We start from the raw sequence: 15,579 nt of genomic DNA, 5'->3' as shown, positions 1-15,579 counted from the left end.
GGACAAGCCCGCTCCCACATTTGTTTCGGGCCAATTATTCCTGTGCCAGGTGGGTTGCAGCCTTGGTGCATGACTGCAGATGAATGAAAAGCAGCAGAGCAATTTTTGATATCGAATGGAACAAACAAGGCGGACAGAGGTGACCTCACAGGAATGACTGGCCCGAAACAAATGTGGGAGCGGGCTTGTCCCGCGAAGCGCCGCGTGGGCGGCGCTCGGTCTCACAGGCAATGAAAATGCTGTGGCGAACACCCACCCCGAAACACACTTCCCAAAACATAAAAAAGCCCCGCAGACCAAGGCCTGCAGGGCAAACGGTTGGGGGAGGAGCCAACCAAAGGAGTCGTTGAAACGGGTGTATCAGCGCGCGCTGGCTACAGTCTCCGGTTGCCAGCCGCCGCCCAGGGCCTTGTAGATGGAGACGATGCCGCGGTACAGCTCGACCTCGCCCTGGGCCTGCGCATCTTCAGCGCTCAGCCGCTCACGCTCGGCATCGAGCAGCACCAGGTAGTCCACCGTACCCTCGCGATAACGAATCGAGGCCAGTTCCGCCGCCTTGCGGCTGGCATCGCTCTGGCGCATCAGCGACAGCAGCCGCTGCTGGGTCTTGTCGTAGTCGCTGAAGGCGTTGGCCGATTCTTCCAGGGCCAGCAACACCTGCTGTTCATAGTTGGCCAGTGCCCCTTCGGCATCGGCCTTGGCACCGCGCAGGCGGGCGCGCACGCTGCCCAGGTCGAAGGCGGCCCAGGTGATGCTAGGGCCCAGCGCCCAGGCATTGGCTGCCGAGGAGCCGATCTGCGAGCCACGGGCAGCAGTAAAGCCGAGGAAGCCGCTGAGGCTGACGCGGGGGAACAAGTCGGCCGTGGCCACGCCAACGTTGGCGGTGGCAGCCGCCAGCTGGCGTTCGGCGCTGCGGATGTCCGGGCGGCGGCGCAGCAGTTCACCCGGGTCACCCACCGGTAGCGCCTTGGCGATGGCCGGCAGGGCCTTGGGCGACAGGTCGACGCTGAGCGCCTCGGGGCGCTGGCCGAGCAGGGTGGCGATGCGATGCCGGGCCCGCGCCTGTTCAGCCTGCAGTTGCGGCACGGTGGCTTCGACCCCGGCCAGGCGCGCGTCGGCCCGTACCACGTCAAGGTCGTTGCCCACGCCGGCATCGCGCAGGGTTTCGGTGATGGCCCGCGATTCCTGCTGGGTCTTGAGGTTGGCCAGGGCGATCTTCTCGCGCAACTGCGCGCCGCGCAGCTGGCCGTAGGCATCGACCAGCTCGGCGATCAGGCTGACCTGCAGCTGCTGCAGGTCGGCCGCGGCTACCGCTTCCTGGGCTTCGCTGGCTTCGATCTGGCGCTGGATGCGGCCGAACAGGTCAAGCTCCCAGGCCATGTCCAGGCCCAGGTCGTAGCGCTCGCTGTTCACCCGTTGCGTGGTCTGGCCGGGGATCTGGCCCTTGCCGAGGTCGCTGCTGGCGCGGCTGGTGACCACCGGGAACTGATCGTTCTCGGCGTCTTCACGGATCGAACGGGCCGACTTCAGGCGGGCAAAGGCCACGCGCAGGTCACGGTTGCCGTCCAGCGAAGCCTGCACCAGCTGGTTCAGCACCGGGTCGTCGAACTGCTTCCACCACAGGCTTTCGAAACGGCTACGGTCGTAGGCCTTGGCCTGTACATCGCTGGCCAGCTGCGCAGGCTCGGTGGCCGGCGCCTGGTAGTCCGGGCCTACCGCGCAGGCCGCCAGGGCCAGCGCCAGCAGGCTCGGGGTCAAGGGTTTGAGCAGGTTCATGCATGGCTCTCCAGCGAGTGGGCGCGTTCGGCCTTGCGGGCCTGGCGACGTTCGACGAAACGGCGAATCAGGAAGAAGAACACCGGGGTCAGGAACAAGCCGAACACGGTCACGCCGATCATCCCCGAGAACACCGCCACACCCATGGCATGGCGCATTTCAGAACCTGCACCGGAGCTGAACACCAGTGGAACCACACCCATGATGAAGGCGATCGAGGTCATCAGGATCGGCCGCAGGCGCAGGCGGCAGGCTTCCAGTACCGCTGCCAGCGGGTCGAGCCCCTTGGCCTGTTCGTCCTTGGCGAACTCGACGATCAGGATCGCGTTCTTGCACGCCAGGCCCACCAGTACGATCAGGCCGATCTGGGTGAAGATGTTGTTGTCACCACCCGACACGATCACCCCGGTGATGGCCGACAGCAGGGTCATCGGCACGATCAGGATCACCGCCAGCGGCAGGCTCCAGCTTTCGTACTGGGCGGCAAGCACCAGGAAGGCCAGCAGTACGCACAGCGGGAACACGAACAGCGCAGTGTTGCCCGAGAGGATCTGCTGGTAGGTCAGGTCGGTCCACTCGAAGGTCATGCCGTTGGGCAGTTCCTCTTTCAGCAGCTTCTCGATTGCAGCTTCGGCCTGGCCGGAGCTGTAGCCCGGTGCCGCTGCGCCGTTGATCTCGGCGGTGATGAAACCGTTGTAGTGCATCACCCGGTCAGGCCCGGAGGTGTCGCTGACCTTGAGGAAGGTCGCCAGCGGGATCATCTCGCCGAGGTTGTTGCGCACCTTCAGCTGGCCGATCTGCTCGGCATCGAGGCGGAACTGCTGCTCGGCCTGGACGTTGACCTGGTAGGTACGGCCAAAGCGATTGAAGTCGTTGGTGTACAGCGAGCCCAGGTAGACCTGCAGGGTGTCGAAGATGTCGGTGATCGCCACGCCGTGGGTCTTGGCCTTTTCCCGGTCGATGGCGGCATCGACCTGCGGCACGTTGACCTGGTAGCTGGTGAACAGGCCCGCCAGTTCCGGCACGTTGTGGCTCTTGGCGATGATGTTCTGGGTTTCCTTGTACAGCGCCTCGTAGCCCAGGTTGCCACGGTCTTCGATCTGCAGGCGGAAGCCGCCGATGGTGCCCAGGCCTTGTACCGGCGGTGGCGGGAAGATCGCGATGTAGGCGTCCTGGATGTCGGCGAACTGGGCATTCAGTGCAGCAGCGATGGCCGCCGCCGACTGGCTCGGGTCCTTGCGCTCGTCGAACGGCTTGAGCGGGGTGAACACGATGCCGCTGTTCGGGCTGTTGGTGAAACCGTTGATCGACAGGCCTGGGAAGGCTACCGAGTCGGCCACGCCAGGCTGCTTCAGGGCGATTTCGCTCATGCGCTTGATCACCGCTTCGGTGCGGTCGAGGCTGGCCGCGTCAGGCAGCTGGGCGAACGCCACCAGGTACTGCTTGTCCTGGGCCGGCACGAAACCGGTCGGGGTGGACGAGAAGCCCAGGTAGGTCAGGCCCATCAGGCCGGCATACACGAACAGGGCGATGCCGCTGGAGCGGATGACCCGACGCACGCCGCCGACGTAGCGGTTGGAAGCGCGGTCGAAGAAGCGGTTGAACGGGGCGAACAGCCAGCTGCCCAGCAGTTTTTCCAGGAACCGCGAGAACCGGTCCTTGGGCGCATGGTGGTCCTTCAGCAGCACGGCAGCCAGGGCCGGCGACAGGGTAAGCGAGTTGAATGCCGAGATCACCGTGGAAATGGCGATGGTCAGGGCGAACTGCTTGTAGAACTGCCCGGTCAGGCCGGAAATGAACGCGGCAGGCACGAACACGGCGCACAGCACCAGGGCGGTGGCGATGATCGGCCCGGTCACTTCGCCCATGGCCTTTTGCGTGGCCTCCAGCGGTTTCAGGCCCAGGCCGATGTTGCGCTCGACGTTCTCCACCACGACGATGGCGTCGTCCACCACGATACCGATGGCCAGGACCAGGCCGAACAATGACAGCGCGTTGAGCGAGAAGCCGAACAGGTGCATCACGGCAAAGGTACCGATCAGCGATACCGGCACGGCCATCAGCGGGATGATCGAGGCACGCCAGGTCTGCAGGAACAGGATGACGACCAGCACCACCAGCACCAGCGCTTCGAACAGGGTGTGTACCACGGCTTCGATGGAACCACGGACGAACACGGTCGGGTCATAGACGATGCTGTAGTCCATGCCCTCGGGGAAGTCCTTCTTCAGCTCGGCCATCTTCGCCCGCACTTCGTCGGAGATCTCGATGGCGTTGGAGCCCGGGCGCTGGAAGATCGGGATGGCCACTGCCGGCTGGTTGTTCAGCAGCGAACGCAGGGCGTACTGGCTGGAACCGAGTTCGACCCGGGCGATGTCCTTCAGGCGGGTGATCTCGCCATCGGCACCGGCGCGGATGATGATGTTCTCGAACTCTTCCTCATTGACCAGACGACCCTGGGTGTTGATCGACAGCTGGAAGCTGGTCGAACCCGGGGCGGGTGGGGCGCCCAGCTGGCCGGCGGCCACCTGGCGGTTCTGTTCGCGGATCGCAGCCACCACATCACTGGCGGTGAGGTTGCGCGAAGCGGTCTTGTTCGGGTCCAGCCACACGCGCAGCGAGTAGTCGCCCATGCCGAACAGCTGCACATCGCCGACGCCGCCCAGGCGCGCCAGCTCGTCCTTGATGTTGAGGATGGCGTAGTTGGACAGGTAGAGCATGTCGTAGCGGTTGTCCGGCGAGGTCAGGTGCACGACCATGGTCAGGTCGGGCGAGGCCTTGTCGACGGTGATACCGATGCGGGTCACTTCCTCTGGCAGCTTGGGCTGGGTACGGGTGACGCGGTTCTGCACCTGCACCTGGGCGTTGTCCAGGTCGGTGCCCAGGGCGAAGGTGATGGTCAGCGTCAGCTTGCCGTCAGCGGTGGACTGGGAGGACATGTACAGCATGTTCTCCACGCCGGTAATCGCCTGCTCCAGTGGCGCGGCGACGGTTTCGCCGATGACCTTGGGGTTGGCGCCGGGGAAGTTGGCGCGCACCACCACGGTGGGCGGCACCACTTCGGGGTATTCGCTGATCGGCAGCTGGAACAGCGAGATCGAACCCGCGATCAGCAGCACCAGCGACAGCACCGCGGCGAAGATTGGCCGGGTAATGAAGAATTTCGAGAAGTTCATCGGTGTGGTCCCTTAACCGCGTGGCGCCTGGGCGCTGGCGACTTTCACGTTGTTGCCCGCCACCTTCGGCGCCGGGTTGCTGGCCTCCAGGGCCTGGCGCTGCTGGGCGAGGGCGGCGAGGGTCTGTTCGCTGGCCATCGGTGTCTCTTCCGGGGTGACCGGTGAGCCAGGGCGTACGCGCTGCAGCCCCTTGACCACGATGCGGTCGTCCTTGCCCAGGCCGCTGCGCACGATGCGCAGGCCTTCCAGCTTCGGCCCCAGCTCCACGGCGCGGTAGGCGGCCTTGTTGTCCTTGTCCATGACCAGCACGAACTTCTTGCCAAGGTCGGTGCCCACGGCTTCGTCGTTGATCAGCACGGCCTGGTACTGGGCGCTGCCCACCAGCTTCAGGCGTGCATACAGGCCTGGGGTGAACTGGCCGTCGCTGTTGTCGAACACCGCACGGCCACGGATGGTGCCGGTGCGCGGGTTGACCTGGTTGTCGACGAAGTTCATCTGGCCCAGGTGCGGGTTGCCGGTTTCGTTGGTCAGGCCCAGGTACACCGGGGTGCTCTGGCCGCGCTGGCCTTCGCGGGCCAGCTGGGTGTACTTGAGGTACACGCGCTCGTCGGCGTCGAAGTAGGCATAGACCTTATCGGTGGAGACCACGCTGGTCAGTGGGGTGACATCGGCGGTAACGATGTTGCCGGCGGTGAACTGGGCGCGGCTGACGCGGCCGCTGATGGGCGCGGTGACACGGGTGAAGCTGAGGTTCAGGCGTGCCAGGTCGAGCTGGGCCTGGATCGCGTCAACCCCAGCGCGGGCTTCGGCGGCGGCGCTGCTACGCGATTCGGCCAGTTCTGCGGAAATGGCGTTGCTGTCACGCAGGCGTTCGCCACGGCGGGCTTCGTTGGCGCTGCGGATGGCGGTGGCCTTGGCCTGCTGTAGCTGGGCTTCGAGGCGGCGGACGTCTGCCTGGAACGGGCGTGGGTCGATCTGGAACAGCAGGTCGCCTTTCTTGACCTGGGCGCCTTCAGTGAAGGCCACCAGGTCGATCTGGCCGGAAACCCGCGGGCGAACCTCGACGGTTTCCGGGGCTTCGAGGCGGCCGGTGAACTCGTCCCATTCGTTGATCGGTTGCTCGATCACCTTGGCCACACTGACCTTCGGCGCGGCGGGAGCCTGCACGGCGTCGGGGGTTCGACCGCAAGCGCTGATCACCACCACTGCCAGGGCAGCGAGGGGGAAGCGCAAGGGTTTGAGTGATTGTTCCATGGAGAACTCCGCCAATGTATTAGTAGTGGGCGGAGTGTGAGTGTCTTGCGCGTGATGCACGAATCGAACGGGGCGAAGGTTATTATCACGATGAATGATATGTGTGGGTCGTTCATCGATTTGCGGCATGGTTGGGATTTCTGGGGCTGCGTTGCAGCCCATCGCGACACAAGGCCGCTCCTACAGCATACGCGTTCCCCTGTAGGAGCGGCCTTGTGTCGCGAAAGGGGCGCAACGCGCCCCCGGCAATGTCAGCTCGATACGCGGAACCCATGGGTGCCATCGCGCTCCAGCTGGGCAATCAAGCCGAACTCCCAGTCGAGATACCCCTGCATCGCCTCGTGCGGGTTGTCCGTCCCTTCATAAGGCCGGCGATAACGGTCGGTACGCGCCACGGCCAAGCGCGTTTCGCCGCTCTCCAGCGCCTTGCCCGCCGCAATCCAGCGCGCGGTGCCACCGTCCAGCACGTACACCGGGGTTTGCGTCAGTGCCTGCAAGTCCAGCGCCGCAAAGCGCGCCAGCAGGCTGCTGCCGCAGGTCAGCACATAGCGCTCGGCTACCGGCAAGCGCTCCAGCACCTGTGGCAACTGCGCGCGGATCGCCCAGTAAGCGCCTGGAATGTGCCGTTTCACATAGTTGGCACTGCTGGTGAAGTCCAGCAGCACGGTGCCTGGCGCTTGCAGCCAGTCATCCAGTTGCTCGACACCGATTTCGGTCACCGCCGGCAACGCCGGCTGCGGCGGCTGCCACTCGCCGGCTGCACTGAAGTCTGCCGCTGACAAACCGTCCAGCACTGCCACCTGCCAGCCCATCTGCGCCAGCCACGAAGCGCTCATATTGGCCCGCACGCCGTCATCGTCCACCAGCACGATGCGCGCCCCGCGTACGCTGGCGACATGGTCGGTTTCCTGCACCAGCTGCCCGCCCGGCACGCTGCGGCTGGCCGGCAGGTGGCCCTGGGCGTATTCCTCGGGCGTGCGCACGTCGAACAGGTAGGTGGTGCGGCTGGTATCAGCCTGCCAGGCGGCCAGGCCTTCGGGCTCCAGGCGGGCCACGCCGGCGCGGTCGGCCACGCTGCGCGCGCGCTGGGCGGCATCGGCACGGGCGCTGTCGGTAACCTCGGCGAAACGCCGTTGCTGGCCGTGGGCCAGGGTTTGCCCGGCCAGGGTCCAGCCAATGGTGCCGTTGCGCAGGGCCGCCACCGGGTTGGGGATGCCGGCGTTGACCAGCGACTGGGTGCCGATGATGCTGCGGGTGCGCCCGGCGCAATTGACGATCACCTGGGTGGCAGGGTCGGGCGCCAGCTCGGCCACCCGCAGCACCAGTTCGGCACCCGGGACGCTGATGCCACCCGGGATGCTCATGGTCTGGTATTCGTCGAAGCGGCGGGCGTCGAGCACCACCACATCGGCCTTGGCATCCAGCAGCGCTTGCACCTGTTCGGCCGCCAGCGATGGGGTGTGGCGCACGCTTTCCACCAGTTCGCCAAAGGCCTTGCTTGGCACGTTGACGTCGCGGAACAGTTCGCCGCCTGCTGCGCGCCAGCCGGCCAGGCCACCTTCGAGCAGTGCCACATCGCTGTAGCCCAGTGCCGTCAGACGCTGGCCGGCCTGGGCCGCCAGGCCTTCGCCGTCGTCATACAGGGTGATGGCGGTGTCGCGCCGAGGGACCCGGGCAAACACCTCCAGCTCCAGTTTCGACAATGGAATGTTGGCGGCGAACAACGGGTGTGCCTGGGCGAACGGGTCTTCCTCGCGTACATCGATCAGCGCCAGTTCTTCATGGGCCAGCAATGCCCGACGAATGTCGTGGAAGGCGCGGGTGGCTACGGTACTCATGGGGCAGGGTTCTCTTTGGACAGGTCCCAGATATTGGGCAGAAGGGTGTTGGAATAGCCGGAAATGAACGGTTTCTCGCTGCCGTCGGGCAGGTACACGGCACGGCTGACGGCGCCGATATTGGCGCCATACACGTGAATGCTGATCGACACCTGGTCGGCGAAGGCATTGCTGACCTGGTGGATATCACCCATGCGCGGCGATACGGCCTCTACGTGGCCGGGGTCGATGCGCACCGGCTCGCCTGCCGGCAGCAACGTACCGTGCTCGCTACGGACAAAGCCTTGCGAGTATTCGGCGCCACGCAACATGCCAATCAGGCCCCACACCCGGTGGTCGTGGATCGGCGTCTGCTGGCCTGGCCCCCAGACGAAACTGACGATGGAAAAGCGCTGGCGCGAATCGCAATGCAGCAGGTATTGCTGGTAACGGGCCGGGTCCGGCTGCGCCAGCGCCTCGGGCAGCCAGTCGTCATGGGCGACCAGGCTGCGCAGCAGGCCCTGGCCCTGGTCGAGGAGGGTGGCTTCGTCGGTTTCCCGGTCCAGCAGTTGCGAAAGTGCGTCGATGAAGTGGCGCAGGCGCTCGAGGCGCAGGGGTTGGCTCATGGTTCAGGCTCGGCTGACGGTTTGGTTAAACCCTAGCAAATGCGGTGAGTATTCTTAAAAGTAAAAATATTCATAAGCTAATATGCAAAAAATGCATTTACAGCTTGGCTGATCTGTTTTGAAATGGGCGCAACGAACAGCAAGCCCCGCGATTACCCCACGAGACCGCACGCGCGGATCGGCCTTATGTACCTCGACGGTACCTGGAGACGAACGTGCGATACCTCAAGCAATTGGCCGCCGGTGTGCTGGCCAGCTCCCTCAGCCTGGCGGCCGCCGCGCAAACCCTGGTGGTTGGCGACCAGAGCTTCAATGCCCGCGCCGTGATGGAAGCGGCCGGCGTGCTCGACGACCTGCCCTATACCCTGGAATGGAAGCAGTTCACCGCCGGCTCGCCGGTGGCCGAGGCGCTGAACGTGGGCAGCCTGGACATCGGCCTGCTGGGCGATGCGCCGCCGTTGTTCCTCGGTGCGCTGGGTGCGCCGATCAAGGTGATTGCGGTCAGCCGGCAGAACCTGGAGGGCGTGGCCATCCTGGCACGCAAGGACTCGAACATTCACCGCCTCGAAGACCTGCGTGGCAAGCGCGCGGCGATCTGGAAGGGTTCCTGGAGCCAGCAGCTGTTGTTCAGCGCGCTGGACAAGGCTGCGGTGCCGCGTGACGCCCTGGAGCTGCGCTACCTCAGCGCCCTGGATGCGTCGCATGCTCTGGATGGTGGTTCGGTGGACGTGATCGCCACGTGGGAACCCTATGTCACCCAGCAGGAGCGCCAAGGCGCGCGGGTGCTGGCCACGGCCGAAGGGCTGATCCCGGCGCAGAGTTTCGTGGTGGCCAATGCCAAGGCGGTGGAGGCCAAGCGGGCGCAGATCAGTGATTTTCTCCAGCGCCTGAAGAAGGCCCGTGACTGGACCCTGAGCGACCCCGCCCACACCGAGGCGTATGCCGATGCCTGGGCCAGGCGCACCCGTGCCGACCGTGACATCGCCCGGGCCTGGTTTGCCCGGGCGCGTACCGATGTGGCGGCGCTGAACCCGCAGGTGATCGTGGAGGCGCAGAAGACCGTGGACTTCTTTGCCGGGCTGGGGCTGATCAAGGCCTACCCGGCGGCCAGCCTGTTCGATACCTCGTTCGCGGCGGCGTTCGAGCACTGATTACTCCTGTACCGGCCCTTTCGCGGGTAAACCCGCTCCCACAGGGGGCAGTGCAGCACTCGAATACTGCGCAATTCCTGTGGGAGCGGGTTTACCCGCGAAGAGGCCGGACCAGCCACCACCATTTCCGAGGAATACCCATGACCACCCGCAAGATCAAGCTCGGTGCCCTGACCATGGGCTGCGGCGGCCCTGGCCGGCACAACCTGTGGCTCGACCCGGAGCTGCCTGCCGACGCCAGCGTCAATATCGACTGGTACATCGACATCGCCCGCCAGGCCGAGGCGGCGTTGTTCGACCTGATGTTCATCGTCGACAGCCAGTACATCACCCCCGGCTCGCCGTCCCATTACCTCAACCGTCTGGAGCCGCTGACCCTGCTTTCGGCGCTGGCGGTAAGCACACGCCACATCGGCCTGGTCGGCACCCTGACCACTTCCTACAACGAACCCTTCAACGTCGCCCGCCGCCTCGCCTCGCTGGACCTGATCAGCAAGGGCCGCGCCGGCTGGAACGTGGTCACCAGTGGCGACGCCGGCACCGCCGGCAACTATGGCCGTGACGAGCACTACGACTACGACACCCGCTATGCCCGCGCCCAGGAGCACGTCGCGGTGGTGCAGGGCCTGTGGCGCTCCTATGAAGACGGCGCCTTCCCGCGCAACCGGGCCACCGGGCAGTTCCTCGACCCCAGCCGGATGCATGCCCTGAACCACAAGGGCGAGCACTTCTCGGTGGTGGGGCCGTTGAACATCCAGCGCTCGCCACAGGGCCAGCCGGTCATCTTCCAGGCCGGCGATTCGCAGCAGGGGCGTGACCTTGGAGCTGCCACCGCGGATGTGATCTTCACCCACGCCGCCAGCATCGAGCAGGGCCAGGCGTTCTACCGTGATGTGAAGGGCCGCGCCGCGCGGCTGGGGCGCGACCCCGAGCAGTTGCTGGTATTGCCCGGGGCCGAGATCTATGTAGGCGACACCGACGAACACGCCCGCGAGATCGAGCGCCATTACCACCAGCAGGACCACAGCTTCGAGCTGGCGCTCAAGGAGTTCGGGCGCAACTTCGGCTGGCACGACTTCAGCCAGTACGACCTCGATGCGCCATTCCCGCAAGAAAGCCTGGAGCACGCGCGCAGCAGCTTCTTCACCAACGCCAGGCGCATTGCCGACCAGGCACGGGAGCAGGGCTTGAGCTTGCGCCAGGCGGTGGAGTTCGGCCGCCAGTTGCGACCGGGGGCCTTCGTCGGTTCGCCGGCAACGGTAGCAGCCAGAATGGCCGAGTGGTTCGAGGCGCGGGCCCTGGATGGTTTCAACATCTATATCGGCCACCCCGGGCAGTTCCGCCGCTTTACCGAGCAAGTGGTGCCGCTGCTGCAGGAACGCGGGGTATACCGCACCGCCTACGAGGGCACCACCCTGCGTGAAAGCCTGGGCCTGGCCATTCAGTGAATGCTTGAGGCCAGTTCGAAGATCGGCATGTACATCAGGATCACGATCAGGCCGATCAGCAGGCCGATGAAGGTCATCAGCAGTGGTTCGAACAGCTTGACGAACCATTCCACCCAGCGGCCGATTTCCTGGTCATGGAAGTCGGCGCAGCGCTCCAGCATCTCGCCCAGGTTGCCGGACTGCTCGCCGGCCCGTAGCAGGCGCAGCGATACCGGCGTGACCAGTTGCCCGGCCTCCAGCGCGTCGGACAACGGCAGCCCTTCGCCGACCCGCTGGCTGGCGTGCTCCAGGCCTTGGGCCGCCGCGCTGCCGAGCAGGCCGCGGGCCATGCCCATGGCGGTGAGGATGGGGATACCGCCTTGCAGCAGGATGCCCAACGAGCGGTAGAAGCGCGCCAGTTCGTACATCATCAGGCGTTGGTGCAGTGCCGGCAGGCGCCGCAGCTGGCAGGCTGCCCAGCGCCGCACCCGTGGCTGGCGGCGCAGCAGCCACAGCGCCATGACCACGCCGAGGGTGCCCAACGCCAGTGGCAGTTGCTGGGCATGCAGGAACAGGCCGATCTGCATCAGCAGCCGAGACAGCCAGGGCAACTCGGTGCCCATGCCCTCGAATACCTGGCTGAAACGCGGCACCACGTAGCCAAGCAGGAACAGCACCACGCCACCGCCCACCAGCAATAGCAGCAACGGGTACACCGAGGCGCCCACCAGCTTCTGCCGTACCAGGTCCAGGCGCTGGCGGTAGCTGATGTAGCGGGCGAGGGCGTCGCCCAGCGCGCCGGTACGCTCGCTGGATTGCACCAGCGCCACGTACAGCGGCGGGAATACCCGTGGCTGCTGGCCCAGGGCCTGGGACAGCGAGCGGCCTTCGTACAGTTGGCGGACCAGTTCGGCGAGCACTTTGCGCGTTGCCGCGGCGGGGGCCTTTTCCGCCAGGCTCTCCAGCGCGTCGATCAGCGGCAGGCCGGCGTTGAGCAGGGTTGAAAGTTCCTGGCTGAACAGCACCAGGTCAAAGCTTGCTTCGCGGCGCCAGGCCATGCCGCGCCAGGCGCTGCCGTGGCCGCGCAAGCTGAGCACGCGCAGGCCCTGGTCCTCGGCCTGGCGGCGGGCCTGGTCGGCGTCCTCGGCGTCGATCTGCAACTGCACCACACCCTGCCTGCCCAGGGCCTTGAGGCTGTAGCGCATGGTCGTTCTCCCTACTGCCAACTGGTGATTTCGGCGTTTTCCCCGTCGCCACCGGGCTGGCCGTCCTTGCCCATCGACAGCAGGTCGTACTCGCCGCCGTTCTCGCCGGGTTGCCGGTAGATGTACGCGCGGCCCCACGGGTCTTGCGGCACGGCCTTCTGCAGGTACGGGCCGGTCCAGCGCGCTTCGCCACTGGGGGCGATCACCAGGGCCTGCAGGCCTTGCTCACTGCTGGGGTAGTGGCCGACTTCGAGGCGGTACAGGTCCAGGGCCTTGCTCAGCCCCTCGATCTGCGCCCGCGCCACCTTGGCCTCGGAGCGGCCTAGCTGGCTGAAGTACTTGGGCGCGACGATACCGGCCAACAGGCCGAGCACCACCAGCACCACCAGGAGTTCAAGCAGGGTGAAGCCACGTTGAGGGTTGGTTCTGCGCTGCATGGTGAAGCCCTCCGCTGCGTGGGGACAAGCTTTTGCAGGCTCCATGCAACAGCCGTGCACGCCTGCGCTGGCGCCTTGCACCATGCGGTATGCAAAGCGGCACAGTGCTTGCGTCGTGGTCATCGACCTCGGGTTTTCCGGGGTATATCCCCCAAATTTGGGGGTACCACGAAGAGGCGACCGACATGCGTGGACTCATTCTCGGTTTGATCTGGCTGGTGGCAGGTGCTGCCCAGGCCGATGTGTACATTTCCATCGACGCCAAAGGCAGCTACATACTGACCAACGTCCATCGACCCGGGCGCCTCTATGAAACGGTGATCAGCGAGCCGAAGGCCCAGGCCGGCCCGGCCAACGCGCAGCTCATCACCGGCCGCCCCTACGCCAAGCTGGTCGCCGCCGCGGCGCGTACCCACGACGTTCCCCCGGCGTTGCTGCATGCGGTGATCAAGGCCGAGTCCGGCTACAACCCCAAGGCCCGTTCACCGGCGGGCGCCGTGGGGCTGATGCAACTGATGCCGGATACCGCCCGCGAGATGGGCGTGGAAAACCGCCTGGACCCGGAAGACAACGTGCAGGGCGGGGCCCGCTACCTCAAGCGCATGCTCAACTTGTTCGACAATGACATCACTCTGGCCGTGGCGGCCTACAACGCCGGCCCCGAAGCTGTGCTGCGCCGTGGTGCGGTACCGCCGTTTGCCGAGACCCGGCGCTATGTACCGAATGTGCTGCGGGAGTACCGCCGGTTGCAGGGGTTGACGGGTGATTAGCCTCTGTAGCCCCTTTCAAAGCTGGCGCGACCCCTGTGGGAGCGGCTTTAGCCGCGAAGAATCCAACGCGGTGCATGGCACCGGCTGCGCCGGTGTTCGCGGCTAAAGCCGCTCCCACAGGGACCGTGTGAGCATCTGGATTTTTGCAAGGCAGGTGCGTTCAGTACGGGAAACAAAACAATACCCTTCGGCGGATGCCACCAAGCTGACCCGATGGTTTCCCCAACTCTGGGCTATAACCTTCTGAAGGTGCCCAGTTGTGGAGTCCGCCATGGACATCGCCCCTCGTTCCGACGCTATTGAAGTACCCGCCGGTAACGAACTGGCCACCCCACGCAAGCCGTTCAACCTGCTGCGCTGGTACGCCTGGGTCAGCCTGGCCATCATCCTCTCGGTAGCGGTCGGGCTGGGGTTGATTTCCAGCCGTTTCATCATAGACGAGAGCATCGAGCGCGATGCCTTGCTCACCGCGCAATTCATTACCTCCATCGCCGATGCCGAAGTGCGCCATGTGTCGATCCCCAATGTGCGCACCATGGGTGAGCTGCTCGACCCGCGCATCGACCGCGCCAACCTGCTCGATGTCGACCCGGACGCCCGGCGCAGGGCGCGTGGCGAGTTCCTCGACCACATCGCCCACCTGCCCGACATGCTGCTGGCCAACATCTATGCCCCGGACCGTACGGTGGTCTGGTCCAGCAACCCGGCGCTGGTCGGCAAGCTGATCGAAGGCGACCAGGACCTGGAACAGGCCTTCGAGTACAAGATGCGAGTCTCGGCCAGCTACCACAACTTCGAACAGGCCCGCGCCGAGCAGAAGTTCGTCATCCCACCCGAGCAGTTGTTCATCGAGAACTACATTCCGCTGTTCGATGCCGATGGCGAGCAGGTCACGGCGATGGTCGAGATCTACAAGGAGCCCCATGACCTGATCGTGCGCATCGAGCATGGCCTGATCCTGATCTGGCTGGCGATCACCGTTGGTGCCGGGCTGGTCTACGTCGGCCTGTACGGCATCATGCACCGCGCCGCGCGCCTGCTGTCGGTGCAGCAGAAGCGGCTGATCAGCAACGAAACCTACGTGGCACTGGGCGAGGTGTCCTCGGCGGTCGCCCACAGCCTGCGCAACCCGCTGGCCAGCATCCGTTCCAGTGCCGAGCTGGCCCAGGCGTTCGACGACGGCCCGGCGCAGCGCAATGTCAACGACATCATCAGCCAGGTCGACCGCATGTCGCAGTGGATCCGCCAGATGTTGCAGTCATTGCGCCCGCTCAACGATGAGGCAGTGGCGGTGGATTTGCCGCTGGCATTGCAGGAAAGCCTGCAGACCTACGCGGTGCTGCTGGCGCGTGGCGGCGTGAGCCTGGACCTGCAACCGTTACCGGCGGTGCAGGTGCTGGGGCACCCGGTGTTACTGCGGCAGATTTTCAGCAGCCTGATCGCCAACGCCCTGGAGTCGATGGAGCAGGGTGGACGGTTGCGTGTCGAGGTGGTGCGCCATGACCGGCGTAACCTGACCCTGCGCCTGTCCGACAACGGCAAAGGCATGAACGAAGAGCAGCAGCGCATGGCCTTCCGGCCTTTCTTCACCACCAAGCAGGGTGGGTTGGGCGTGGGTCTGGTGTTGGTGAAACGCATCATGGAACGCTTCGGTGGCAGCGTCCGGCTCAGCAGCAGTGAAGGCCATGGCACCCGGGTTTCGTTGAGTTTCCGGCTGATCAAGTCCTCATAATTTACATTGATAAATATTTGTATGTTGTTGTTTATAAAGGATTTATGTTTTTGGGGTGAAAATCCCCAAATGTGGGGGATCATCCTCCATACGAATCTAGGAAAATTCATTAACCTATTGATTGTAAAGAACTTATCAAATCAATGAGGTGGCTGGCTGGGTTCTTGCAACGTGACAGGCGGAGTGCAACACGACAAATGGCAGCTGC

Annotated in this window: 11 protein-coding genes; 4 read left to right on the top strand and 7 right to left on the bottom strand. The window is 65.0% G+C overall.

The genetic code is table 11. The features are described 5' to 3' along the window. Positions 1-360: 360 nt before the first annotated feature. The 5 genes from C163_RS13845 to C163_RS13825 all read right to left on the bottom strand — a co-directional run bounded on the left by C163_RS13845 (position 361) and on the right by C163_RS13825 (position 8,649). A complete protein-coding gene (locus tag C163_RS13845; RefSeq protein ID WP_025339325.1) occupies positions 361-1,776 on the bottom strand; it encodes an efflux transporter outer membrane subunit in 1,416 nt (471 codons plus the stop codon). Next, positions 1,773-4,952, bottom strand: a complete 3,180-nt coding sequence (locus C163_RS13840; protein WP_025339324.1) for an efflux RND transporter permease subunit — start codon at positions 4,950-4,952, stop codon at positions 1,773-1,775. The genes C163_RS13845 and C163_RS13840 overlap by 4 nt, the downstream gene beginning before the upstream one ends. Positions 4,953-4,964: 12 nt before the next feature. After that, positions 4,965-6,206 (bottom strand): multidrug efflux RND transporter periplasmic adaptor subunit MexE, encoded by a 1,242-nt coding sequence (gene mexE, locus C163_RS13835; protein WP_025339323.1) that lies wholly within the window; start codon positions 6,204-6,206, stop codon positions 4,965-4,967. 251 nt (positions 6,207-6,457) lie between these two features. Then, a complete protein-coding gene (locus C163_RS13830; RefSeq protein WP_025339322.1) occupies positions 6,458-8,044 on the bottom strand; it encodes a rhodanese-related sulfurtransferase in 1,587 nt (528 codons plus the stop codon). Continuing rightward, a complete protein-coding gene (locus tag C163_RS13825; RefSeq protein ID WP_025339321.1) occupies positions 8,041-8,649 on the bottom strand; it encodes a cysteine dioxygenase in 609 nt (202 codons plus the stop codon). The genes C163_RS13830 and C163_RS13825 overlap by 4 nt, the downstream gene beginning before the upstream one ends. A 215-nt stretch (positions 8,650-8,864) precedes the next feature. On the opposite strand from C163_RS13825, the gene C163_RS13820 reads away from it, so the two are divergent. Beyond that, positions 8,865-9,800: an ABC transporter substrate-binding protein gene (locus C163_RS13820; protein WP_025339320.1), complete on the top strand. Its 936-nt coding sequence runs from the start codon at positions 8,865-8,867 to the stop codon at positions 9,798-9,800. 140 nt (positions 9,801-9,940) lie between these two features. Next, positions 9,941-11,248, top strand: coding sequence for an LLM class flavin-dependent oxidoreductase (locus C163_RS13815; protein ID WP_025339319.1), 1,308 nt, complete (start codon positions 9,941-9,943; stop codon positions 11,246-11,248). Here C163_RS13815 and C163_RS13810 read toward each other — a convergent pair. Both C163_RS13810 and gspG read right to left on the bottom strand, forming a co-directional pair. Further along, the gene (locus C163_RS13810) at positions 11,242-12,432 is read right to left on the bottom strand and encodes a type II secretion system F family protein (RefSeq protein ID WP_025339318.1); all 1,191 of its coding nucleotides are present in this window, start codon (positions 12,430-12,432) and stop codon (positions 11,242-11,244) included. The two genes, C163_RS13815 and C163_RS13810, sit on opposite strands and share 7 nt — an antisense overlap. An 11-nt stretch (positions 12,433-12,443) precedes the next feature. Further along, positions 12,444-12,869, bottom strand: coding sequence for a type II secretion system major pseudopilin GspG (gspG, locus tag C163_RS13805; RefSeq protein WP_025339317.1), 426 nt, complete (start codon positions 12,867-12,869; stop codon positions 12,444-12,446). 185 nt (positions 12,870-13,054) lie between these two features. Here gspG and C163_RS13800 point away from each other — a divergent pair, with 185 nt between their 5' ends. Beyond that, on the top strand, positions 13,055-13,639 hold the full coding sequence (locus C163_RS13800; RefSeq protein ID WP_023662492.1) for a lytic transglycosylase domain-containing protein: 585 nt from the start codon (positions 13,055-13,057) through the stop codon (positions 13,637-13,639). Positions 13,640-13,910: 271 nt separating this feature from the next. Next, the gene (locus C163_RS13795) at positions 13,911-15,371 is read left to right on the top strand and encodes a HAMP domain-containing sensor histidine kinase (RefSeq protein ID WP_025339316.1); all 1,461 of its coding nucleotides are present in this window, start codon (positions 13,911-13,913) and stop codon (positions 15,369-15,371) included. The last annotated feature ends 208 nt before the right edge of the window (positions 15,372-15,579 follow it).

This window comes from Pseudomonas sp. FGI182, from assembly GCF_000511325.1.
Lineage (GTDB): Bacteria > Pseudomonadota > Gammaproteobacteria > Pseudomonadales > Pseudomonadaceae > Aquipseudomonas > Aquipseudomonas putida_Z.
This window is presented reverse-complemented; position numbering and strand designations above follow the sequence as displayed.